This is a genomic window from Paraburkholderia sp. BR14374 (genome assembly GCF_040948685.1).
In the GTDB taxonomy this organism is placed as follows: Bacteria; Pseudomonadota; Gammaproteobacteria; order Burkholderiales; family Burkholderiaceae; genus Paraburkholderia; species Paraburkholderia youngii.
In genome coordinates, this window is the sequence record NZ_JBFPKF010000003.1 from 520372 (window position 1) to 542307 (window position 21936).

Annotated in this window: 23 protein-coding genes and 1 tRNA gene; 9 read left to right on the top strand and 15 right to left on the bottom strand. The window is 62.8% G+C overall.

The genetic code is table 11. The annotated features are described in order from the left end of the window. Positions 1-60: 60 nt before the first annotated feature. Positions 61-1152, bottom strand: a complete 1092-nt coding sequence (locus tag AB3X86_RS09525; RefSeq protein WP_368595753.1) for an alcohol dehydrogenase family protein — start codon at positions 1150-1152, stop codon at positions 61-63. 65 nt (positions 1153-1217) lie between these two features. After that, positions 1218-2438, bottom strand: a complete 1221-nt coding sequence (gene doeA, locus AB3X86_RS09530) for an ectoine hydrolase DoeA (RefSeq protein ID WP_368595754.1) — start codon at positions 2436-2438, stop codon at positions 1218-1220. A gap of 330 nt (positions 2439-2768) precedes the next feature. On the opposite strand from doeA, the gene ehuA reads away from it, so the two are divergent. The 5 genes from ehuA (at position 2769) to eutA (ending at position 6771) form a co-directional block, all read left to right on the top strand. Further along, on the top strand, positions 2769-3671 hold the full coding sequence (ehuA, locus tag AB3X86_RS09535) for an ectoine/hydroxyectoine ABC transporter ATP-binding protein EhuA (protein WP_368595755.1): 903 nt from the start codon (positions 2769-2771) through the stop codon (positions 3669-3671). Between the two features lie 82 nt (positions 3672-3753). Then, positions 3754-4596: an ectoine/hydroxyectoine ABC transporter substrate-binding protein EhuB gene (gene ehuB, locus AB3X86_RS09540; RefSeq protein WP_176121034.1), complete on the top strand. Its 843-nt coding sequence runs from the start codon at positions 3754-3756 to the stop codon at positions 4594-4596. A 74-nt stretch (positions 4597-4670) separates the two neighbouring features. Further along, positions 4671-5330: an ectoine/hydroxyectoine ABC transporter permease subunit EhuC gene (ehuC, locus tag AB3X86_RS09545; RefSeq protein WP_368595756.1), complete on the top strand. Its 660-nt coding sequence runs from the start codon at positions 4671-4673 to the stop codon at positions 5328-5330. A gap of 4 nt (positions 5331-5334) precedes the next feature. Beyond that, a complete protein-coding gene (ehuD, locus tag AB3X86_RS09550) occupies positions 5335-5994 on the top strand; it encodes an ectoine/hydroxyectoine ABC transporter permease subunit EhuD (RefSeq protein WP_368595757.1) in 660 nt (219 codons plus the stop codon). A gap of 3 nt (positions 5995-5997) precedes the next feature. Continuing rightward, the gene (eutA, locus tag AB3X86_RS09555; protein ID WP_368595758.1) at positions 5998-6771 is read left to right on the top strand and encodes an ectoine utilization protein EutA; all 774 of its coding nucleotides are present in this window, start codon (positions 5998-6000) and stop codon (positions 6769-6771) included. 27 nt (positions 6772-6798) lie between these two features. On the opposite strand, the gene AB3X86_RS09560 is transcribed toward eutA, so the two are convergent. Continuing rightward, a complete protein-coding gene (locus tag AB3X86_RS09560) occupies positions 6799-7518 on the bottom strand; it encodes a poly(3-hydroxybutyrate) depolymerase (RefSeq protein ID WP_368595759.1) in 720 nt (239 codons plus the stop codon). On the opposite strand from AB3X86_RS09560, the gene AB3X86_RS09565 reads away from it, so the two are divergent. Together AB3X86_RS09565 and AB3X86_RS09570 are read left to right on the top strand one after the other, a co-directional pair. Then, positions 7517-7684, top strand: a complete 168-nt coding sequence (locus tag AB3X86_RS09565; protein WP_368595760.1) for a hypothetical protein — start codon at positions 7517-7519, stop codon at positions 7682-7684. The two genes, AB3X86_RS09560 and AB3X86_RS09565, sit on opposite strands and share 2 nt — an antisense overlap. A gap of 485 nt (positions 7685-8169) precedes the next feature. Continuing rightward, positions 8170-9525, top strand: coding sequence for an MFS transporter (locus tag AB3X86_RS09570; RefSeq protein WP_368595761.1), 1356 nt, complete (start codon positions 8170-8172; stop codon positions 9523-9525). Between the two features lie 126 nt (positions 9526-9651). On the opposite strand, the gene AB3X86_RS09575 is transcribed toward AB3X86_RS09570, so the two are convergent. From AB3X86_RS09575 to coxB, 7 genes are all read right to left on the bottom strand, one after another. Then, positions 9652-9990: a hypothetical protein gene (locus AB3X86_RS09575; RefSeq protein WP_368595762.1), complete on the bottom strand. Its 339-nt coding sequence runs from the start codon at positions 9988-9990 to the stop codon at positions 9652-9654. Positions 9991-10008: 18 nt separating this feature from the next. Then, a complete protein-coding gene (locus AB3X86_RS09580; protein WP_368595763.1) occupies positions 10009-10590 on the bottom strand; it encodes an arabinofuranosidase catalytic domain-containing protein in 582 nt (193 codons plus the stop codon). Positions 10591-10670: 80 nt separating this feature from the next. After that, on the bottom strand, positions 10671-11369 hold the full coding sequence (locus AB3X86_RS09585; RefSeq protein ID WP_368595764.1) for a hypothetical protein: 699 nt from the start codon (positions 11367-11369) through the stop codon (positions 10671-10673). 20 nt (positions 11370-11389) lie between these two features. Continuing rightward, entirely contained in the window at positions 11390-12160 is a 771-nt protein-coding gene (locus AB3X86_RS09590; RefSeq protein WP_368595765.1) for a tetratricopeptide repeat protein, read from the bottom strand. A 192-nt stretch (positions 12161-12352) separates the two neighbouring features. Further along, complete coding sequence (locus AB3X86_RS09595) at positions 12353-12688, bottom strand: hypothetical protein (RefSeq protein WP_176366321.1); 336 nt, start codon at positions 12686-12688, stop codon at positions 12353-12355. Then, positions 12685-15222, bottom strand: a complete 2538-nt coding sequence (gene ctaD, locus AB3X86_RS09600) for a cytochrome c oxidase subunit I (RefSeq protein WP_368595766.1) — start codon at positions 15220-15222, stop codon at positions 12685-12687. Before ctaD ends, AB3X86_RS09595 begins: the two co-directional genes overlap by 4 nt. After that, a complete protein-coding gene (gene coxB / locus AB3X86_RS09605) occupies positions 15219-15905 on the bottom strand; it encodes a cytochrome c oxidase subunit II (RefSeq protein WP_368595767.1) in 687 nt (228 codons plus the stop codon). The genes ctaD and coxB overlap by 4 nt, the downstream gene beginning before the upstream one ends. A 51-nt stretch (positions 15906-15956) precedes the next feature. On the opposite strand from coxB, the gene AB3X86_RS09610 reads away from it, so the two are divergent. After that, positions 15957-16469, top strand: a complete 513-nt coding sequence (locus AB3X86_RS09610; RefSeq protein ID WP_368595768.1) for a DUF2231 domain-containing protein — start codon at positions 15957-15959, stop codon at positions 16467-16469. On the opposite strand, the gene AB3X86_RS09615 is transcribed toward AB3X86_RS09610, so the two are convergent. The 3 genes from AB3X86_RS09615 to yfcF form a co-directional block, all read right to left on the bottom strand. Further along, the gene (locus AB3X86_RS09615; RefSeq protein WP_176121045.1) at positions 16433-16945 is read right to left on the bottom strand and encodes a CopD family protein; all 513 of its coding nucleotides are present in this window, start codon (positions 16943-16945) and stop codon (positions 16433-16435) included. The two genes, AB3X86_RS09610 and AB3X86_RS09615, sit on opposite strands and share 37 nt — an antisense overlap. Then, positions 16942-17667, bottom strand: coding sequence for a cytochrome c oxidase assembly protein (locus tag AB3X86_RS09620; RefSeq protein ID WP_368595769.1), 726 nt, complete (start codon positions 17665-17667; stop codon positions 16942-16944). The genes AB3X86_RS09615 and AB3X86_RS09620 overlap by 4 nt, the downstream gene beginning before the upstream one ends. 593 nt (positions 17668-18260) lie before the next feature. Then, positions 18261-18893 (bottom strand): glutathione transferase, encoded by a 633-nt coding sequence (gene yfcF, locus AB3X86_RS09625; RefSeq protein ID WP_368595770.1) that lies wholly within the window; start codon positions 18891-18893, stop codon positions 18261-18263. A gap of 534 nt (positions 18894-19427) precedes the next feature. Here yfcF and AB3X86_RS09630 point away from each other — a divergent pair. After that, positions 19428-19512: transfer RNA gene (locus tag AB3X86_RS09630), tRNA-Leu, on the top strand. Between the two features lie 121 nt (positions 19513-19633). On the opposite strand, the gene AB3X86_RS09635 is transcribed toward AB3X86_RS09630, so the two are convergent. Beyond that, complete coding sequence (locus tag AB3X86_RS09635; RefSeq protein ID WP_368595771.1) at positions 19634-20653, bottom strand: D-cysteine desulfhydrase family protein; 1020 nt, start codon at positions 20651-20653, stop codon at positions 19634-19636. 73 nt (positions 20654-20726) lie between these two features. Continuing rightward, on the bottom strand, positions 20727-21923 hold the full coding sequence (locus AB3X86_RS09640; RefSeq protein ID WP_368595772.1) for an aminotransferase class V-fold PLP-dependent enzyme: 1197 nt from the start codon (positions 21921-21923) through the stop codon (positions 20727-20729). Positions 21924-21936: the final 13 nt, after the last annotated feature.

Consider the following 21936-nt stretch of genomic DNA (forward strand, 5'->3'; position numbering starts at 1 on the left):
GTGCGGCTAGAGCTGCGAATGGCCGTAATACATCGGCCAGTGTTTTAATCGCAATAAGAGTTAATGCGAAGCTTCGTCGCCGTAATGCCGATCCGGAATCACAACGATATTCCCCACGAAGCGCTTTTCCATAAACCGCGTCTGCGCCTCAGGAAACTTCGACAGCGGATAAGTCGCTGCGAGAACCGGCCGAATCGTACCGCTCTGGATATAGTCGAGCACGCGTTTGAACGCGCCGCGCGTGCCCTGCGACGATCCATTCAACTGCAACTGCTTCAGATACATCGTGCGCAGGTCGAGTTGCACGACCGGCCCGGCGATCGCGCCCGCGGTCGTGTATCGCCCCTCTGGCCGCAGCACGTTCAACAGCTTGCCGAACAGCGCCCCGCCAACCAGATCGGCCACCACGTCGACGGGCCGGCCGTCGGTCATCCGTTCGACGTCCGCGATGAAATCGCCACTGTCGCGCAGCATCACGCCTTGCGCGCCGAGCGCGAGCACCGCTTCTTCCTTGCCCTTGCTGACCACCGCATACGGAATTGCGCCGCGCGCGCGGCACAGCTGAATGATGGCCGAGCCGACGCCGCCGGACGCACCGGTAATCAGCACCGCTTCGCCGCGCTTGACGGCTGCGCGCTCGATCATCTGCTCGCCGGTGTGATAAGCGCACCAGAACGTCGCGAGCTCGGCGTCGGAATAGCTGGAGTCGACGCGATGCGCGTTTTCGGCGGGCACGGCCGTGTATTCGGCGTAGCCGCCGTCGCGGCCGTGGCCGATGTAGTCGATATCGGCGAGGCTGTCGTCGTCGCGGTTGTAGATCGACGCGTCGACGATCACGCGCTCGCCGATACGCGCATCGCTGACGCCGCGACCCACCGCGACCACGCGGCCGACGATATCCGCGCCCTGAATGCGCGGAAACGTCAGCGTCGAGCGGCCGCGTCGCCACGTCGAAACCGCTTGCGGGTCGTCGTCGGTGCCGTAGGCGCCCTCGCGGACCCACACGTCGGTATTGTTGAGACCGCATGCGGTCACATCGATCAGTACTTCGCCGGCCGCACAGGACGGCACCGGCACGTCGTCGCGATAGACCAGTTTGTCGAGGCCGCCGTGCCCGGTCAGCACGACGGCCTTCATCGTTTTCGGAAGCATGCTTCCCCTCGTGTTGAGACGGGCATCGTGCTCCGCGAGTCGATGCGGGCACGACGCCCGTGCGCTTACGGTTTGACGAACAGCTTGCGTGGCGTGCGGCAGAAGGTCTCGACACCGGTCCTGGTGATCAGGATGCTCTCGGTGATTTCGAGGCCCCAGTCGTCGAGCCACAGGCCCGGCATGAAGTGGAACGTCATGCCGGGTTCGAGGACGGTCTTGTCCCCAGGACGCAGGCTCATCGTGCGCTCGCCCCAGTCCGGCGGATAGCTCGCGCCGATCGGATAGCCGCAACGGCTGTTCTTCTCGATGCCGTATTTATGCAGCACCGCGAAAAACGCATTGGCGATGTCCTCGCAGGTATTGCCCGGTTTCGCCGCGGCAAGACCGGCCTCGATTCCTTCGACCACCGCGCGCTCGCCCTCGATGAAATGCTTCGGCGGCTTGCCCAGATACACGGTGCGCGACTGCGGGCAGTGATAGCGCTTGAAGCAGCCGGCGATTTCGAAGAACGTGCCGGCGTCCTTCGCGAACGGCGTGTCGTCCCAGGTCAGATGCGGCGCGGCCGCGTCGGCGCCGGTCGGCAGCAGCGGCACGATCGCCGGATAGTCGCCGCCATGACCGTCGATGCCGGTAATGCCTGCCGAGTAGATCTCCGCGACGAGGTCATTCTTGCGCATGCCCGGCTCGATTCGCTCGAGGATATGCGCGTGCATCTTCTCGACGATGCGCGCGGCCACGCGCATGTACTCGATCTCGCGTAGCGATTTGACCGCGCGCTGCCAGTTGACGAGGCCGGTCGCGTCCTGCCATTTCGCGTCCGGCAGATGCGCGACGAGCGAGCGATAAGCAGCGGCGCTGAAATAGTAGTTGTCCATTTCGACGCCGATCTTCGCGTTGGCCCAGCCGCGCGCCGCGATCACCTCGCGCGCGAGATAGTCCATCGGATGCCGCGCGGTGGATTGCACGTAGTGGTCCGGATAGCCGACGATCTGATCGTGCTGCATGAAGACGGTGCGCTTTGCACCATTCGCGTCCTGACCGCGGCCGAACCAGACCGGCTCGCCATCGAGCGCGAGCAGCACGCACTGATGCACGTAAAACGACCAGCCGTCATAGCCGGTGAGCCAGGCCATATTGGTCGGGTCCGACACGATCAATAGCTCGATGCCGGCCTCCTGCATGGCCTTGCGCGTCTTGGCAAGACGCGCGGCATATTCGTCGCGTTCGAACGGCAGGCGCACGACGGGCACCTCAATTCGCGATTCCTGTTGCGTCGTATCTGACATCTTCCCCTCTCTCTGAGCGTGACGTCGTTGCGGGAAGTGGCGCACGGTGCACGTGAATGCGGCGCCACGGGTATTTCTCGCCGCAGTCTAATGCCGCGAAAAAACGCCTCCGAATGTGCTAGTTCAATCTTGGTGACGTCATCGGAGCATGCTGTGGTCTTGTTGCAGCGCACCCTTGGGCCGCATTCGCCGGCGCGGAAAAAGAATTGTTCTAGAGCAATCCGGTTTGCAAATATGGCTGCGTATTCTGGTCCGCATCACTGGCATTTCCGGCGCCGCAGCCGCATTCCATTGACTCAAATCACGTACGACGAACGGGATCGAATCGATATGAACACTGCGCGAGTTACCGATCTATTGAGCGCTTCAGGCATCGCCCCGGCAAGTCTTTCCTCCGAACGCACGGCCACGCCCGCAGGCACTCAGGCGCGCCGCGAACAAAGCCCCGCGAATAAGCCATTGATCCGACTCGACCGGATCACGAAACGATATGGCGCGCTGACCGTGCTCGACGAACTATCGCTCGACGTGATGCCCGGCGAGAAACTGGCGCTGATCGGTCCGTCGGGATCGGGCAAGACGACGATCCTGCGCATCCTGATGACGCTCGAGACGATCGATGGCGGCCATATCGAGGTGGACGGCGAACAACTGTTCCATATGCCGCGCGGCGGCCAGATGGTGCCCGCGAACGAAAGGCATCTGCAGAAGATGCGCGAGAAGATCGGCATGGTGTTTCAGCACTTCAATCTGTTTCCGCACAAGAGCGTGCTCGACAACGTGACGCTCGCCCCAATGCTGACGAAGGGCGAGAGCCGCGAGTCGGCGGAGAAACGCGCGCTAGAGCTGCTCGACATGGTCGGCATGGCCGATAAGGCGAAAAGCCGTCCCGCACAACTGTCGGGCGGCCAGAAGCAGCGCGTGGCGATTGCGCGGGCGCTCGCGCTCGCGCCGCGAATCATGCTGTTCGACGAAGTGACGTCCGCGCTCGACCCCGAACTCGTCGAGGAAGTCCTGAACGTGATGCAGCGGCTCGCGCGCGAAACCGATATGACGATGCTGCTCGTCACGCACGAAATGGGCTTCGCGCACGATTTCGCCGACCGCGTGCTGTTCTTCGATCGCGGCAGGATCGTCGAGGAAGGCAAGCCCGAGGACATCTTCACTCATCCCGTGCATGAGCGGACCCAGACCTTCCTGCGCAAGATCCTCGCCGCGGGGCATCGAATCTGAGCCGAGCCGCAACAGATTGTTTTTCCATGCTGCACATCACCCACTACTACGTCATACCACTACGCCAAAGGAGCCAGAGATCATGAAGCTGAAGAGGATTCTGATTGCGGGAGGGTTGTCTCTGCTGACGCTCGCGAGCCTCGCATATGCCGCCGACGACAAGCTAACGCAGCTGCGCCAGCAAGGTTTCGCGCGCATCGCGATCGCGAACGAACCGCCGTTCACCGCAGTCGGCGCCGACGGCAAAGTGACGGGCGCGGCGCCCGATGTCGCGCGCGCGGGGTTCAAGAAGCTGGGCGTCAACGACGTCGTCGCGTCGGTCTCCGAGTATGGCGCGATGATTCCGGGCCTCGCGGCCGGGCGGCATGACGCGATTGCGGCGGGGCTGTTCATGACGCCGCAGCGTTGCGCGGCTGTCGCCTATTCGCAGCCGGTGCTGTGTGCGGTCGAAGCGTTCGCGGTCAAGAAAGGCAATACGAAGAGCATCAAGACGTACGAGGAAATCGCGAAAGATCCGAAAGCGGTGATCGGTGTGGAAGGCGGCACGACCGAGCAGAAGCTCGCGACCGCCGCGAATATTCCGACCGATCGCGTGATCATCGTGCCGGACGGGCAAAGCGGTCTGAAGATGCTGCAGGACGGCCGCATCGACGCATTCGCGTTGCCGCTTCTTTCGATCACCGATCTGCTTTCAAAGGCGAAAGACCCGAACCTCGATTCGATCGCGCCGGTGCAGAACACGCCGGTGCAATGCGACGGCGTCGCGTTCCGCAAGCAGGACACCGCGCTGCGCGATGCGTTCGATGTCGAGCTGAAGAAGATGAAGGATTCCGGCGAGTTCGCGAAGATCGTCGAGCCCTATGGCTTCTCGGCGAAGGCGGCGATGTCGGCGAGCCGCGAACAACTGTGCACGGCGAAGAACTGAGGCCGCGATAGCACGCCATGCGCGCGGCACGGTCGCGCGCATGGCCCCCGATACATTGCGCGCGAGGTGCGTCGATGAACCACTGGTCCGGTTATTTGCAGCTGATTTTGCAGGGGGCGCGGACAACCGTCGAACTGACGCTGATGGGCGCGGTACTCGCGCTCGTAATGGCGTTCGTCGCGGGGCTCGGGCGTCTGTCGCGCTTCTTCGTGGTGCGCGCGTTGGCCACGTCATATATCGAGTTCTTTCGCGGCACGTCGATATTCGTACAGCTGTTCTGGGCGTACTTCGTGTTGCCGATGGCCGGCCTCACGCTGACGCCGCTGCAGGCCGGCGTGCTCGCGCTTGGGCTTAACGTCGGCGCGTACGGCGCCGAAGTGGTGCGCGGCGCGGTCGCCGCGATCGGCCACGAGCAGCGCAGCGCCTGCATTGCGTTGAATCTTTCCCGCTATCAGCGCATGCGGCACGTGATCCTTCCACAGGCCTTGCCGCTGATGCTGCCCACCTTCGGCAACAACGCGATCGAGCTGCTGAAGGGCACGGCCGTCGTGTCGCTGATTTCGCTCGGCGACATGACCTTCCAGGCGCAAGTGGTGCGCTCGCAAACCGGCAATACGTTGATCCCGTTCGCGACGATTCTCGCGCTGTACTTCGGCATGGCCTGTCTGATCTCGTTCGGTATGCGCAAGCTGGAAAGCCGGTTGAGTTTCGGTCTCGACCGCATCAGGAGATAGACGTATGGAATGGGACTGGAGCTTCGTGCGCGAGATTCTGCCGCTGCTGCTGCAAGGGTTGGAGATCACCGTGCTGGCTACCTTGCTGGGCGCGGTAGTGGCCGCCGTGGTCGGCATGGTGATAGCCATCTTGCGGCTCGCACCGAATCGCGTGGTGTCGCGCGGCACATCGGCGATTGCGAGCTTTATTCGCGGCACGCCGCTGCTGGTGCAGCTGTATTTCGTGTTCTACGTGCTGCCCGACATCGGCATCCGGATGCCGGCGCTCGCGGCCGGTGTGCTCGCAATCGGCGCGCATTACGCGACATATGCGGCCGAGGTCTATCGTGCCGGCATCGAAAGTATTCCGCGCGGGCAATGGGAGGCCGCGAAGGCCTGCAATCTGAGCCCCGCGCAAACCTGGCAGCACGTGATCTTGCCCGAAGCGGTGCCGCCGATGGTGCCGGCGCTCGCCAATTACCTGATCTCGATGTTCAAGGAAACGCCGTTGCTGTCGGCGATCACGGTCCTCGAATTGATGAATCAGGCGAAGATCATCGCGAATACGGATTACCGCTATCTGGAGCCGATGACGCTGGTCGGCGTGCTGTTCCTGATCATCAGCCTGATCGCGGTGGCCTGTGTGCGCCTCCTTGAAAAGCGTTTTCCGGCTCCGGGACATTGAACGATGCAAATAACTATTCGGCAGTTCGAGCGCGCGCCGAATTTGCTCGAACGCGCTTTCGAAAAACGTATCGGCCTCGTGATTCTCGCGACCGATCACACCACCGAGCCGGATTTCGCGGCACTCGTTGCGAGCGAGCGGATCGGCATCTACGTGAATCGCGTGCCGTATGCGAACCCGGTCACGCCCGACAATCTGCGCGCGATGCAACCGTCACTGACCGCGGGTGCCGCGCTGATCCTGCCCGACGAAACGCTCGACGTCGTGATGTATTCGTGCACGTCGGCATCCGTGATGATCGGTGATGCGCAGATCGAGCGCGCAATTCATGCAGCGAAGCCATCGGCCAGAGTGGTCACTCCAACGACTGCCGCGGTCACAGCGCTCGACACGCTCGGCGCGCGGCGTATCAGTGTGCTGACGCCGTACACCGCCGCAACGAGTGGGCCAATGGCGGAGTACTTTGCCGCACAAGGCTTCGCGATCGATCGCTTCTCTTGCGTCGGTTTGACCGACGACCGGGAGATGGCACGGATTTCGCACGACGATATCGTCGCCTTTGCGCGCGAAGCGACGGCGCGGGACTCCGACGCGCTGTTTATCTCGTGCACCGCTGTGCGAGCCGCGCGGATCATCGCGCGAATCGAAGAGGCTACGGCCAAGCCGGTGGTCAGCAGCAATCTCGCGACCGCATGGATGTGTTTGCGGCTGTGCGGCGAGAACGACGCGAGGCCGGAGCAGGGGCGTTTGATGACGCTGCCGTTGCTGATGCGCTGATACGAATGACGTTGGGCTTTCAGCCACTCAGTGGCTTGCGCCCGACGTGAGCCGTTCGATCATGTTGCGGATCGCGCGCATCTGAACGCCTTGCTGATCGGCGAAATGTCGGCCGGTATATCCCCACCAGTCCCAGCATCCATTCGGGTTGGTTATTGGAATCGATACCGCCTGCGGATATAGCACGACGATCCGGTTGTTGTCCGCCCACTGCGTATAGCCGGCGTGCCGGACGAACGTGGTTCCGTAGGAGAGCCCAGTCGGTGAGCCGAGCGGGACATACGCCTGCCCCTGCCGGCAGCCGTGCAGCGCAACGTGCAGCCGGCACAGTGCTCCGGCATTGCATGCGCTCGGTACATACAGCCATCCGGTGGCGTCCATGCCCGTCCTGCGCAAAAAGCTCGCTGGCTGGCTGGCCGGTAGATAACGGCTCTGATCGAAGCGGATGAAGCGTCCCGGTGGCGTTGCCGCGGCAGGCGGCGCGAGCGGAGCAGGTCCGTAGATCCAGCCCAGTATCTGCTTCGCGCCATCGACATCGCACTTGCCGATGAAAGGCGATTCGCTTTTTGCGCAGGCCACGCCATAGTCGATGGTGGGCATCGTGTGGCCTGCATCGGCAATGCCGATTTGAGTCATGTTCTGTGCCGGCACGCCGAGTGCCGCATAGAACGCCTGCAACTGGGCGACGATGGGCGCAGGCACGGTCGCGTCTTTCGCTCCCGATATCGTGACGATTCGTTGGCGCATGATCCTGGCGACATCGTCGATCAGGCGACTGGCCGAAAACGTCCTGGCCATCGAGACGAGCCGTGGCACATTGGTGCTGTCAGGCGAGACCCGGCAGGCGCTCGCCGGTCGGATGGTGCATGAGCACCGGGTGGTGGCGATCAGAAGGCTGTTTCGCGAGCAATAGTACGGACCGGCCGCAACGACGCCCACGCCCTTGATGATCGACGAGTACGCGACCGCCAGTTGCACCGCCATGAACCCTCCCGCCGAGAGGCCGGAGACGGAGGTCTGCGAGATATCGATGTTGAGCGCCGGCAATGGCGGATAGCTGGCAGCGTCGGCGTAACACCCTGCCGATGACATCGACAAAGCGGTGACACATATGCAGAGCGCTGCTTTCACCGGTTGGCCTCGCACTCGAATGCTTATCGATAGAACGAACGACGGCTTGAAATTTTAAAGCGTGCATTGCACCCGAATCGTGTTGTTTTTCCCGATCGCGCACGACGTATCGCCGACGCACGCGTACGGATTACCGCATCCAGTGCGGGTTTTATGGAAAACCCCGATGCCTGCATCGTCCTAGAACATCGTTGCAGACGCGTGCCGCCGGTATCTTGGATTCGGGCGACATTGCCTGTGTCGCATAGAGACATCCCAGGAGGAGACATGCATTACGCACATTCATGGACCGCGCAGGGCGCGCAACCGCAGGCGCAAGCGCGCAGCCTGCTGCGACGCGCGATCGCCGCATCGGCGCTCGGCAATGCGACCGAGTGGTTCGACTATGGTATCTACGCCTATGGCCTCAGTTACATTTCGGCCGCGTTGTTCCCCGGCAGCACTTCACAGGCTACGTTATTCGCACTCGCGACGTTCGCCATTTCGTTTCTCGTGCGTCCGTTAGGCGGCCTGTTCTGGGGGCCGCTCGGCGATCGACTCGGCCGCAAGCACGTGCTCGCCTTGACGATCATCCTGATGTCGGTCGCAACGCTGCTGGTCGGACTCGTGCCGACTTACGCAAGCATTGGCTGGTGGGCGCCGACGATCCTCGTCGTGCTGCGAATGATCCAGGGCTTTTCGACGGGTGGCGAATATGGCGGCGCGGCGACTTTCATGGCCGAATACGCGCCCGATAAGAAGCGCGGCTTTTGCGGCAGCTTCCTCGAATTCGCGACGCTGTCGGGCTTCTCGCTCGGCGCGTTTCTGATGCTCGGCTGCTCGGTCGCGCTCGGCAACACGGCGATGCATGCATGGGGATGGCGTTTGCCGTTTCTGATTGCGGCGCCGCTCGGCCTGATCGGCTTCTATCTGCGCTCCAAGCTCGAAGACACGCCGGTCTTTCGCGAGCTCGAAGAAACGATGCATAAGGAGCAGCATAGCTGCGTCACGCTGAAGGCATTGCTGAGCGACTATTGGCGACCGCTGATCCAGCTCGGCGGACTCGTGGTTGCTTTGAATGTCGTCAACTACGTGCTGCTCGCCTATATGCCGACCTTCATGCAGAAGCAGCTTGGCATGAGCGACAACATGTCCCTGCTCGTGCCGCTGATCGGCATGCTCGCGATGATGGTGTTCCTGCCGTTTGCGGGCACGTTCTCGGATCGCGTCGGACGCAAGAACGTGTGGTGGTTTTCGCTCGTCGGCCTGTTCGTCGCGGCGATTCCGATGTTCCTGCTGATGAAGCTCAGCGTGACCGGTGCGTTCATCGGCTTTGCGGTGCTCGGGCTGTTGTACGTGCCGCAATTGGCCAGCATCTCGGCGATGTTCCCCGCGATGTTCCCGACCCAGGTCCGTTACGCGGGGATGGCGATCGCGTATAACGTGTCGACGTCGATTTTCGGCGGCACGGCGCCGATGGCGAACGAATGGCTGGTCGCGCATACGGGCAATGCGCTGGTGCCCGCTTACTACATGATGGTGGCGTGCGTCGTTGGTGCGATTGCGCTGGTCTTCGTGCCTGAAACGCGCGGGTGTTCGTTGCGCGGGCAAGGCATTCCGGGGAAGCAGGAAGTGGTTGGTTGAGGTGACATGGCGTGGCCGAGCGCATATCGATGCGGTTCGGCCGCGCGTGTTCGATTGAGTGTTTACTTCAGCTGGCTTTCCGCGAGCCTCGACTTCAGCAGTTCATATTTCTCCCGCGACGTGTGATTACGACTTCGTGCCGCTCAGAATCGCGAGGCTCGGGCAGTAATGTGTCGCGCTCAAATACGCGGCCTGCTGCGAACGCACGCCTGCACTGTTCGACGTCGGCGGATCGATGAACACCTGCGCGTTGTTCGATCCCGCCGGTGCGGTCAGCGTCATCGTCACTTTCCACCAGTTGCCGGCTTTCACCGCGCTCAGCGCCGTCGCTTGTCCCGCGCCCCACGTGCCGCGCACGATCGCGCCGGTGTTCGTGTTCAGCACCCAGCCGAACTCGGTGCCGCTCGGGTCGTCGGTCTGGATCGAGCCGCCGGGGAATACCGTTGCGTTGGTGGTGGCGAGCACATAGTCGGTGAACGTGTACTACTGGCCGCCCTGTACCCGGATCACTTCGTGGATGTTCGACACGGACGAATCATTCGTGCTCGTGACCGTCGCGGCGCCAAGATTGACGCCGGAGATGTCGGTGGCGGGCACGGCGGTGCCGCCGTTCGACTGGAACCACACATCCGGCGTCGCGAGGCTGAGCGGCGAATTGATCAGGTTGTTCGCGTAGCCGGCCGACGCGGCGGCGTCGGCCGGCGGTCCGTAGAAGCTTGCGATGCTCGACTGGATCGCGTTGTCGGTCGTATCGGACGTCGCCTTCGTGATGATCGCGCCTTCGAAGAACTGGATCGGCGCGGCGCTGCCGTCGCCGCCTCCGCCGAGCGACAGACCGCCTTGCCATTGGCCGTTGAATGCGTGACCGGCATCGTTGCCGAAGATCAGCGCTTCAGGCGGCGCCTGATCGTACAGCGCTGTCAACACGCTTTGCGAAGCGGAGCCGCCTTTGACCGCAAATAGATTCAACGCGTTGACCGGCGAGTACTTCGACAGCACCGTGACGAACTTCTCTGTCGCCGGCTGCTGCGGGCCGTACAGATAGACGCCGGCTTCGGCATCCAAGGGGAATGGAAATGAAAGTGACGCGCGGCGAATCATAGCTTCGACCGCGCATCGCTTGCGCCGATGTACTTCAACGCAATTCAACCACCGGACAGAATCGTGTCCTCGATTTCATAGCGTTCGTTGCCGACCGAAATCAGATTGATGCCGGCATGTTTGCTCGTAAGCGTGTCGCCGGGCGTCGGCTGATCGTTCGCGGACGCAGCCGTGCCCATCACACGGCCGTTGACGGCGAAGAAAATGGCTCGCGTCGTGCCGTCCGGCCAATACACCACGACCGTTGTCGATCGATCGCTGTGATGCACGACGCCGAACTTGCACATCGTTCTGGTCTGTCCGTTGCCGCGCTCGCATGGCAGTGTGCCGCTCGCGCTGAGCGGCGATTCCTTCACGGGCGCGTGACCATTCTGCGAACTGCTCTGAGCGCCTTCCGTCGAAATGGAAATCAGCGTCACGCCATCCGCTTCGCCGACCACGCGCGCGCGCCGCTGGTGCTCGACGATCGCGCGCACGGCGGCGCTGTCGCGCGGGCCTGGGCAACCGACCAGCATCGCCATATGGTCGAGATAGTTCGCGGTCGCGGCCGACTCGCCGAGCCGCCGGCAGACATCGCCCGAGTGCGGATAGCCATTGCCGAGCACGACGAACGAGGCGGGCCATTTGAACGGCTTCTCCGTGCCAGCGGCCTGCGCGGAAGTCGAGGCGCCGCCGCTACCGAAAGCCATCGCCGCCATCGCGGCATACAGCGCCAAAGCGAAAGACCGGGTTGCGCGTCGCATCGATGTTCTCCTCGGCATCCTCAGGTTCGAGCCGCACCGGACGCCAACGCGGCCTGCGCCCGCTGCAGCCACTCGCGATTGTGTTCGCGCGCGTGACGCGGCCAATGTTTGGCGTCCTGCACGATTTCCGCGTAGAGGGCACCGGCGCGGCGGCGGTCCGCGTCTTCCGGTTGCGCGGCGAGCCAGTCGGCGAACAGGCAGCGCGCCGCGACGTCGGTTGCGCAGGTCAGCGAGCGTTCGAATGCGGCGCGCGCGCCGGGCGCGTTCAGCGCGGCCAGCGTGCGCGCATACAGCAGCGCCGGTTCGCCCTGATTGCGCGCGTGCGGATTGACCGAGAACAGATTTGCCAACGTCGTATCGGCGGCCGTGTAGTTGCCGAGGCCGAACTGCGAACGCGCAAGACCTAGCAGTAGCGCGGGATCGTTCGCAAAGGGACCATTCGCCGCGGCCTGGAAATGTTCGAGTGCTTCACGCGGATTGCCAGCCGCGAGCAAGGCCTCGCCGAGCCGCATCCGATGCTGTACGGTCGGCGCGCGCTCGAAAGCGGCGCGCGCTTCACGCAGCGCACGATTCGGATCGACGAATTGCGTGATCGCCTGCGTGGCCACTCGCGCGCCGCGCGTATGGCGCAGACCCGGCAGATAGATCGCGAAGAAGTACACGACGCTGCCGAGCAGCGGAAAGGCAAACAGAATGAATAGCCAGTAGATGCCCTGGTTATTGCGCATCGCGTGGATGGCGAAAAAGATCGCAATGAAAACGTGAAGACCAATTCCAAAGAAGTAGGGCATATCGATTCAACCTTCGAGCATGAGGAAAAGCGACGAAACCGTAGCGCTCGGAATGGTAGCGGATGCGCGGCATCTTCAGTTCGCCGAGCGTCAACGAGTCCCAGGTCTTGCCGCCAAACAGTAGCACGAGCGGGCTGCGTCGGTGCTGGTCCATGCCGGGGTGCGGCGGCCGGCCTCGCGCTCAGTGCACGTTCAGACGCAGGTGGTGAGCAGCAGCGCGGGCCCGAACGTGATCACGGTCGCGACCAGCGCCGCGATCAGGGTCCAGACGACGACGGTATGCACGAACGAGCTGATACGTTCGGGCCCAGGGTCGCGGGTCGCGGCGCGATAGCGCCATAGCCAGCCGATTGCGACCAAATGCAGCAGCAGAATGATCGCGAGACTCGCGCGCAGCGGGCCGGCCGGCCAGGCGAACGCGCAGCCAATTGCATGCAGCGCATACAGGATCACGAACGCGAGACACCAGATCGTGAAGCCGACGGCGAGCCACCACAACCGATGCGGCGAAAGCGGACGCGCGCTCATGGTCTGGCTCCCAGCATGGCGACGAGGCTCGGCAACGCGAGCACGAGTCCGAGCGCGATGACGCCCGTCGCCAGCGTGTAATCGACCCACACGCGCGTAAGGCGCAGATCGGTCAGGCGTCGCGCGGAAACGAAGCCCGCGCCGACCCGCAGCACGTTGCTGATCAGGAACAGCAGCCCGACGCCCGCGTGAACCGCGGTATACGTGAGCAGCGCCGCCGCCGTCGCGCCGAGCGCATGCTCGCGCGGATTCGGTGTCACGCCGTCGATCAGCATCACGCAGGCGACCAGCGCGACGATCAGCGCGATCGCGCAGAGCCCGATCGTGACGTGCGGTTTGCGCTCGGCGGCGGCCGCGCGCAACGAGCCACGCGTGGCTCCTGCGGCCACCGCGAGCGCGACGACCGCGACGAGCGCGAGCAGACGGTTCGGATGCGGCGCGACCGCAGCCGGCCAGTTCGGCGCGGCGATCCACAGATAGAACGTGCCGAAGACCAGCGACGTGAACAGCGTGCCGTCCGCGACCAGCGCGCAGATCATCGAAAGCCATGACGGCGCACCGGCCACCTCGGTATGCGGCGGCACGCTGACGCCGCGGCCGACCGGCAGCGCGCCGTAATCGCGCGCGTGCCCCGCGCTCTGGCCCGCGTAGATGAAGAGACCAAACGTCACGAACGCGAATGCGACCGACAGCAGATAGAACTTGAACAGCATCGCGAGCACCGCCGCGGCCGTCACGAGTGCAGTGACGAGCGGCAGATACGTCGAGTTCGGCAGCACGATCAGCTGTTCGGCCTCGCCCGAAGTCATATGCACGCCTAGCGCCTCCTGCCAGCCGTTGCGCGTGAAGCCGAGGTAGCCGTCGCCGCGTGCGAGCGAGGTCGCCAGCTGGCCCGGGGACACCTTTTCGGTTTCGGCGTCGATGTGCGGGATCGACGCGAATGCGTACGGCGCGGGCGGAATCGGCATCGCCCATTCGAGGGTGGTCGATTGCCACGGGTTGCGCCGCACGCGTTGGCCGAAACGCAATTGCACGATGATGTCGATCACGACGAGCGCGAAGCCGATCGTCATCACGAAGCTGCCCACCGACGACAGCAGATTGAGCCCGTTCCAGCCTTCGTCGCCGCTATAGGTGAAGACGCGTCGCGGCATGCCGAGCAGGCCGGTCAGGTGCATCATGAAGAAGGTCATATTGAAGCCGATGAACACGAGCCAGAATGCCGGCACGGAAAGCTTATGAACGGCGGTGCGCCCGGTCAGCAGCGGCAGCCAGTAATAGAATGCGGCGAGCATCGGAAACGCCAGCGCGCCGGCCACCACGTAGTGCATGTGCGCGACGACGAAGTAGGTGTCGTGCGCTTGCCAGTCGAACGGCACGATCGCGAGCATCACGCCTGTGAGCCCGCCGCATGTGAACACGAAGAAGAAGCCGAAGATGTACAGCATCGGCACATCCCAGCGCGGGCGGCCGTGCGACAGCGTGGCGAGCCACGCGAAGAACTGGATCGCGGTGGGCACCGCGACGATCGCCGAGCCCGCCGAGAAGAACGCGAGCGCCAGATGCGGAATGCCCACCGTGAACATATGGTGCACCCAGATGCCGAAGCTCAGGAACGCGAGCGCGATGATCGCGACGACGATCGCGCGATAGCCGATCAGGCGGCGTCGCGCGAACACGGGAATCATCGTCGACAGCACGCCGGCCATCGGCAGGAAGATGATGTAGACGTCCGGGTGGCCGAATAGCCAGAACAGGTGCTGCCATAGCAGCGGATCGCCGCCGCGCGTCGGATCGAAGAACGGCAGGTTGAACGCGCGCTCCACCTCGAGCAGGATCGAGCCGAGAATCAGCGGCGGAAACGCGACGATCATCATCATCGCCGTGACGAGGATGTACCACGCGAAGATCGGCATCCGATCGAGCGACATGCCCGGCGCCCGCATCTTCAGGATCGAAACGACGATTTCCATCGCGAGCGACAATGCCGAAATCTCGACGAACGTGATGCCGAGCAGCCAGACGTCGGCGTTCAGTCCGGGCGTGTACACGTTGGAGCTGAGCGGCGTGTACATGAACCAGCCGCCGTCGGGCGCGCTGCGCAGAATCAGCGCCACGGTCAGGATCGTGCCGCCGAACAGATAGCACCAGTAGCCGTAAGCCGTCAGGCGCGGAAACGCGAAGTCGCGCGTGCCGAGAATCTTCGGCGTCAGATAGACCGCGAAGCTTTCGACCATCGGGATCGCGAACAGGAACAGCATCATCGATCCATGCATCGTGAAGACCTGGTTGTAGGTCTCGACATCCATGAAGGCCGCATGCGGTGTCGCGAGTTGCACGCGCGTAAGCATGCCGAGAATACCGGCGATCGCGAAGAACACGAACGACGTGATCATCATGCGCATGCCGAGAACCGTATGGTTGACCGCGGCGAGCTTCTGCACGCCCGGCCCGGTGGCCCAGATTGCGGCAAGCTGGCGATGCAGCCGCAGCGCGGTGATGCCCTGTGATGGCGGCTCGACGGGCACACTCATTTCTTCACCTCCCCGTTGGCGGCGGCGTTTTTGACAGCAGCCGGAAAATCTTCCGGACGATCGACGATCACGGTGAAGTGCATCCCCGCGTGACCGATGCCGCAAAACTCGTTGCATTGTCCGGCGTACCGGCCGGGCTCGTCGGCCTCGATGCGCAGCAGGTTGTGGTGGCCCGGTACCGCGTCGATCTTGCCCGCGAAGCGCGGAATCCAGAACGCGTGCACGACGTCCATGCTGGTCACGACGATGTCGACCGGCGTGCGCGCGGGCAAATGCAGCACGCTGTCGGTTTCGACGTTGCCCAGTTCCGGATAGCGGAAGGTCCATCGCCATTGCAGCGCGATCGCCTCGATGCGCGCGGGCGCGTGCGCGCGCAACGGCAACAGCAACTCGCCCGCGTATAGCGCATAGCAGATCAACGGGATCAGGATCACCGCGGGCAGCACGAGACCGCCGAGCACGATCCAGCACGCGGGTGACACATGCGAGCCCCAGCCGGGCCGAAACACCGTCAGCAGAAACAGTACGAGCACCATCGCGAACAGGATCGCGGCGCCGGCCAGCATCACCCACCATAGCCCGGCGATCGATGCGGCGGCCGGGCCTGACGGCTCGAGCGTCGACAACGGCCCGCTGCACCCGGACAACGCGGCGAGCGATCCGGCTTGGACCGTCAGACGCAAGCAGCTATGATGGTTTGCAGCACCAGGCATTCGATGCGAGGGCACACCACGATGGCAAACAAACGTAATCCTGGAAACGAGACGCGAAGCGAAGTGATGCTCGAGCTGTTGCGGCTCGACAAGGGCTCGGCGGTGGCGCTCGTCGGTCATCCGATTCACGTGATGATGGTGCATTTCCCGATCGCGTTCGTCGTCGCGACGTTGGGCGTCGACGTGATCTACTGGTGGACGGGCGACCCGTTCTGGGTTCGCGCCGGCTTGTGGGCCGCCGGCTTCGCGTTCTGGAGCGGCGTGGCCGCGAGCGTGGTCGGTACCGCCGAGTTGCTGCTGGTGCGCGGCATCCGCGTGAAGGAAGCGAGCTGGTCGCATGCGGTCGCCGCGATGACGCTCGTCGCGCTCGCGGAAGCGAACTGGGGTGTGCGTCTTTACTACCCCGATGAGATCCTGCCGCATGGGCTCGTGCTGTCGGTGCTCAGCTCGGTGATGACGGGCTTCGCCGGCTGGCATGGGGGCAAGCTCGTGTTCGATCATGGCGTGGGGATTCTCGTTTCGCCAAAGGAGTGATGCAGCCATCGGCCAAGTCCGCCGGGCTCGAACAGATGCGGGGCCAGCAGGTTCGAGTCGATGTGGGGCTTGGCCAGCACGATCCAGATGATCGCGACGATCACGATCAGATAAGCGATGGTCAGCGCGATCGCCGAGGCACGGCTGAAGCGGCCGTCGGGCAGATACAGATCGTGCAGTACGAGGCCGGCCAGCACGTGCAGCATCGCCATGATGCCGACGAACACCATCTTCGCGGTGAACCATTCGACGAAGGTGGCCTGCAGAAAAATCAGCGCGGTGCCGCTCGCAATCGCGACGAAAGCGGCGGGCGAGGTCAGTTCCACGAACACGAGACGCGTGATGCGGTGCAGCCGGTCGAGCTCGCTGCCGGCCGCGAGCCCGCGACGCTGCCAGAACAGATACGGCAGCACGAGCAAACCACCCGACCAGATCGCGATCGCGGCCAGATGAACGAACTTCAGAAGGGTCGTCACAGCGCGGGCTCTCTAACGCGCAGGCTTGACCAGACGAGCGAAAGTCCTGCCGCGAGATAGGGGATCATCGCCAGTACCCACATCAACAGTCCGGCGAGTTGCTGGTCGGCGAGCGGCGTGAGTCCCCACGCGGCGGTGGTCGCGAAGTGCGCGACGTAGAGCGGCACCGGCGCGAACACGATCAACGCGCCGAGCAAGCCCATATGGCCGATCGTCGCGACCAGCGCCATCAGCGCGGGGCCGGTCGGCAGCGACGGCGAGAAGATGCTGCGCCACATGAGCCATGCACTGCCAAGCAAAGTGATCTGCATCAGCCAGTAGCCGGGTACGCTCGACAGTCCCCACGCATAGGGCCCCGGTGCATGCCACAGCCAGATGATCACGGCATGCGCTGCGACCACGGGTACAAGCGGCGGATACGCGAGGCGCGGCAACGGAAACGCAAGGGCGAGCAGTGGAGCTACTGCAGCGATCAGAATGACGTGATGAGTAACGCGCGCGGAGAACAATGCCGAGGACAACGCGCAAAGCGGCGACACGAACACGAGGGCCATCAGCGCGACGGCGCCCCATCCCGCCCGTGCATTCGCCGAGCGGCCGCTCGCCACGACCCATGCGAGCGCCGCGAGCGCGACCAGCAATGGCGGATCGGTATTCCAGCGCAACCACAAGCTCTCGGGGACAGCCGCGGGACCACAGTAGGCGACAGGAAAATATGGCATGGCGCGATGTCTTCAACGAGTCCAGGTGCTTCTTTAGTACACGCAAGCAAAAGCGTGACAAATAACACCCTTGAAATGTCGGGGACGGCTCACGATCCAACTGATCGCTTGTGTACTCTAGCGCAAATAAGGTGTTTAGGGACGGCTATCTGACTCGTGAAAGTTTTTGCGTGACAGAATGTTTTCAATTTGTCGCTCGCACTCTTTTTCCAAGGGGGATAAACGCTAATGTAACGGCGGCGATAAGATTGCAATGGTGCGGCGCAATACTTCAGGCGCGGCCTGCCCAGCATACTATGATGAAATCATGTGACGGAGGCCCGCCATGTTTCATGATCCCATTCGAATTCCCGCAATTATCGAATTGTCATTGCTTGCGATCGTGCTGATTGTTGTAAGCATCCTGCGGGTGAGGCAGCAAAGGGAGAGGGCGCGAAATCGGGCAATGGCGGAGAAGCGACGGTCTGATAAAACGCGAATGTAATATTCGCTTTTACTGCATCTTTTAATGCTTCTCTATTCAGATATGTTGCTGGTCTTTGCCACTTCTATTGACGGTTTTTTCAGCGTGGCATGCAGCCGCGCCGATCGAGTTATAGCGCTGGACGCTCCAATTGGACCCACTGCTGCACGCTAGCGCGCTGCCATTGTTGTGTGGCGTAGTCCTTGAGCTTGTGCGGAACGGGATCCCCATTCAGCACGAGGCGATTGAGCATCAATGCGAGGTCCATATCGGCGATGCACCACTCGCCGAACAGATTTGGCGAATCGGCTGGAAGCAATGCATCGGCGGCGGCGAAGAGTTTTTGAGCCGCTTCCTGTGCGCGCGACGAAAGCGGGCCGCCGCGCGATCCGTAGAAGATGACTTCGGTGGAACGCTCTTCGCGAATCGGCAGCAGATCGCTGCGCAGCCAGGCTTGCACCTGGCGCGCTCGTGCGCGCAGACGCCGATCTTGCGGATAGACCGGAGTGTCCGGGAAAGTCTCGTCGAGGTACTCGGTGATCGCCGAGGACTCCGATAGCGCAAAGTCTTCGTGTATCAGCGTCGGCACGCGCTGCGTCATTGAAAGGGCCGCGTAGTCGGAGGCGAGATTTGCTTTGCTCGCGAGATCGATGGTCGAAAGGTCGAACGGCAAGCGCTTCTCGCGCAGCGTCACGAAGACGGACATCGCGTAGGGGCTCGCGAATTGCGCGTCGGTGTACAGGTGAAGGCGGTCTTGTGGCATACGGGCTCCGTTTCGTTAGTCAACGATGTCGAAATTGGAATACTAACCGCCCGTTGCGCGCCGTGCGGCGTTTCACCAGTGCGGATTGGCCATCTCGCAGGCCAGCAGGCAGCCTAACGCCGACACGGTGCCGACTGCGCCGAGACCAAAGCCTACGGCAAGGTTCTCTGCCGTCGTGGCGCAGCCCTGCAGCATGGATAGCGACGTCAGCAGCGACGCGAGAAGAAGACGATGCCGAAGTCGCGAAGAATGTGTGCGTCGTGGTGACATGGTTGTGTTCGCTGTGGAAGGCGCTCTATCAGCGCATCAGCGTGCGAGCATAGCGGCCCACCATTTGCCGCATTCCCCGGAGTAGCGGCCCACAAACGTCAAACCTTACTAGCTGTTGCGAGACGACGGGCAGCGCTTGAATCGGTCGCCGGGGAGCGTTACTGCGTGGGACCACATCGTTTCTTCCTCCGGTATCTCAGCCGCCGAACAAAATCACGCGAGGGCTTCAAAAAAAATTTTTAGCTGATACAATGGCGCCCCTCTGCCCAGGTGGCGAAATTGGTAGACGCACTATCTTGAGGGGGTAGCGCCGAAAGGCGTGTGGGTTCAAATCCCGCCCTGGGCACCATTTCGAATCGTTGGTTCGAATCTTCAAGCGCTTCGCGCTTTCTTCAGACAACGGCGGCCCATACCAGACCATCGCGTTGTCTCCGCTTCTTCTGCGACTCACTTTCGTCGCGCTTCATCGCTCAGAACTCGTTCCGATAGGCAAATAGCCCCGGAAGTCCGCCGCTCATCACGAATAGAATTTTCTGTCCGACCGGATACTTGCCGGTAGTCACGTTTTCGACGAGCCCGGCAAAAGCTTTGCCGCTATACACGGGATCGAGCAGCAAACCTTCCGTCGATGCCATCAGCCGAACGGCAGCGCGCATGTTATCGGTTGGAATGCCGTAACCGGGTCCAAGCTGCGCTTCGTCGATCGAGATCGCGTCATCATTCACGCATAGGCTTGGGTCGATCAATCGAACCGTCTGATTCGCTTTATCCAAAGTAACCGTGCGCGCATGCCCGGCATTCCCATACACCGTGAATGCGGCAATACGTGACGGATCGAGTACCAGCGCAACCAAACCCGCAACCAGTCCCGCATGCATGCCGCCGCTTCCGTTCGGCACCACGATGCGATCGAAAGCCACGTTTTGCGCCTGCGATTGCGCGACGATTTCAGCGGCGCAGTCCGCATAGCCGAGGCGACCGGCCGGGCTCGAACCGCCCAACGGACACACATACACGTTACGGCCCTGCGCCCGCAACTCGTTCGCGCGTTCCTCGGCGAATTGCAGTGCGTTGGCCGTGCCGGGAAGATCGTGCACGCGAGCATCGAATAGCGCATCGAGCAGCACGTTGCCGTTCTCCATGTAGTCGTGATCGGAACGGGGCACGGTTCTCGTCAGTACCAGCTCGCATTGAAGTCCGACGCGAGCCGCCGCGGCCGCCGTCAGGCGCGCATGGTTCGATTGACGTGCGCCGACGGTAATGATGGTGTCCGCGCCACGCGCGAGCGCTTCGCCAATCAAAAATTCGAGCTTGCGCAGCTTGTTGCCGCCGCCACCCAATCCCGTCAGATCTTCTCTTTTGACGTAGATGTCCGCGCCGCCGAGGCGAGCGCTCAGACGCGCAAGGTGCTGAATTGGCGTCGGGCCTTCGAGAAGCGCGTGCCGCGGAAACCTTGATAAATCGAGGCGGTGCGATAAGGCGGAGTTCATGGTCGTGGGCGGGCGAGAGAGTTGAAAGAGACGCTTCTATTCATTTGATTGACGCAAAACTCGCTTTGAGTACTTAATGCGCCAACGTCCGTATTCCAGCCAGCAATTTATCAACTTCGGCGTCAGTGGTCAGATAGCTGACCGATGCGCGCGCGATCTGCGTCAGCCCTCTGATCGTCATATCGAACGGTGTATATGCGACGCCATTCGAGCCGATCGTGATGCCCTGTGCCGCCAATGCGCGTCGCACCGACATGGCGTCGAGTCCGGCGACGTTGAACGACACCAGACCGGATCGCTCGCCACCCTGGTCGAGTACGGACACGCCCGGCGTCGCGGCCAACCGCTCGCGCAATAGCTGCGCGGTCCGATCGATCCGCGCGCGGATATTGTCGATGCCGATTTCCAGCGCTTCGTCCAATGCATTCGCCAATCCGCAATGCAGTGCAATCGACGCTTCCGATGATTCGAGACGCGCGGCATCGTCGCGCAGTACCGGCTCGCCGTTGGCGTCGAGCGGCGCGGAATAGGTGTCGACGAAGGCTGGTATCAAGCGGGGCAGAAAATCCCGCCGCACGAATAACAGCCCGGTGCCACGCGGTCCGCGCAGTGCCTTGCGGCCCACGCCCGTCAGCGCGTCGCAGCCGAGTTCGACGACGTCGATCGGCAGTTGTCCGATGGCCTGCGCCGCATCGATGAAATACGGAATGCCGTGACGGCGCGCTATCTGCCCAACCGCTGCAGCCGGATTGATCAGTCCGCCATTGGCCGGTAGCCACGTGAGTGCAATCAGTCGGACCCTGTCGTCGAGCATCGCTTCGAGTGCGCCAGGATCGACCCTGCCGCTGGCATCGGAAGGAATCGTCTCTATCGATGCACCCGCTCGCTGCGCCAGAAGACGCATCGTCGCGAGATTGCCGCCCCATTCGTGCCGCGCAACGAGGATGCGTTGCCCCTCGCGCCACGGACCCAACGCCGCGAAAGCTGCGCCCCAGCCCGGCGAGTTGCCGGTCGTCAGCGCGATCTCGGCAGGCTGGGCGTTCAGCAGTCGCGCGGCGAGCGTGCGGGCCCGCTCGGTTTGATCGCTAGCAGCCGCGCCCGCTTCCATGGGTCCCATCGACGCTTCGCGCAACAGATGCGCGTGAATCGCTTCGAGCGTGGCGGCCGACGGCAGCGACGCGCCGGCGTGATTGAAATGCGTGGTACTGAGAACACCGGGTGTGCGGGCACGTAATGCATCGATGACTGCGGGCGACAGCGGAGAAGACATTGGCGGCTCCGAG

What these genes read in the sequence shown, in the direction of transcription:
- ehuB (WP_176121034.1), top strand. Translation starts at nt 3,754, where the DNA reads ATGAAGCTGAAGAGGATTCTGATTGCGGGAGGGTTGTCTCTGCTGACG.
- doeA (WP_368595754.1), bottom strand. Translation starts at nt 2,438, where the DNA reads ATGTCAGATACGACGCAACAGGAATCGCGAATTGAGGTGCCCGTCGTG.
- AB3X86_RS09525 (WP_368595753.1), bottom strand. Translation starts at nt 1,152, where the DNA reads ATGCTTCCGAAAACGATGAAGGCCGTCGTGCTGACCGGGCACGGCGGC.
- AB3X86_RS09595 (WP_176366321.1), bottom strand. Translation starts at nt 12,688, where the DNA reads ATGAGCGCGCGTCCGCTTTCGCCGCATCGGTTGTGGTGGCTCGCCGTC.
- AB3X86_RS09560 (WP_368595759.1), bottom strand. Translation starts at nt 7,518, where the DNA reads ATGCGCCAACGAATCGTCACGATATCGGGAGCGAAAGACGCGACCGTG.
- AB3X86_RS09590 (WP_368595765.1), bottom strand. Translation starts at nt 12,160, where the DNA reads ATGCCCTACTTCTTTGGAATTGGTCTTCACGTTTTCATTGCGATCTTT.
- ctaD (WP_368595766.1), bottom strand. Translation starts at nt 15,222, where the DNA reads ATGAGTGTGCCCGTCGAGCCGCCATCACAGGGCATCACCGCGCTGCGG.
- eutA (WP_368595758.1), top strand. Translation starts at nt 5,998, where the DNA reads ATGCAAATAACTATTCGGCAGTTCGAGCGCGCGCCGAATTTGCTCGAA.
- AB3X86_RS09620 (WP_368595769.1), bottom strand. Translation starts at nt 17,667, where the DNA reads ATGCCATATTTTCCTGTCGCCTACTGTGGTCCCGCGGCTGTCCCCGAG.
- AB3X86_RS09640 (WP_368595772.1), bottom strand. Translation starts at nt 21,923, where the DNA reads ATGTCTTCTCCGCTGTCGCCCGCAGTCATCGATGCATTACGTGCCCGC.
- AB3X86_RS09610 (WP_368595768.1), top strand. Translation starts at nt 15,957, where the DNA reads ATGGCAAACAAACGTAATCCTGGAAACGAGACGCGAAGCGAAGTGATG.
- AB3X86_RS09565 (WP_368595760.1), top strand. Translation starts at nt 7,517, where the DNA reads ATGATCCTGGCGACATCGTCGATCAGGCGACTGGCCGAAAACGTCCTG.
- AB3X86_RS09585 (WP_368595764.1), bottom strand. Translation starts at nt 11,369, where the DNA reads ATGCGACGCGCAACCCGGTCTTTCGCTTTGGCGCTGTATGCCGCGATG.
- ehuD (WP_368595757.1), top strand. Translation starts at nt 5,335, where the DNA reads ATGGAATGGGACTGGAGCTTCGTGCGCGAGATTCTGCCGCTGCTGCTG.
- yfcF (WP_368595770.1), bottom strand. Translation starts at nt 18,893, where the DNA reads ATGCCACAAGACCGCCTTCACCTGTACACCGACGCGCAATTCGCGAGC.
- AB3X86_RS09570 (WP_368595761.1), top strand. Translation starts at nt 8,170, where the DNA reads ATGCATTACGCACATTCATGGACCGCGCAGGGCGCGCAACCGCAGGCG.
- ehuA (WP_368595755.1), top strand. Translation starts at nt 2,769, where the DNA reads ATGAACACTGCGCGAGTTACCGATCTATTGAGCGCTTCAGGCATCGCC.
- ehuC (WP_368595756.1), top strand. Translation starts at nt 4,671, where the DNA reads ATGAACCACTGGTCCGGTTATTTGCAGCTGATTTTGCAGGGGGCGCGG.
- AB3X86_RS09635 (WP_368595771.1), bottom strand. Translation starts at nt 20,653, where the DNA reads ATGAACTCCGCCTTATCGCACCGCCTCGATTTATCAAGGTTTCCGCGG.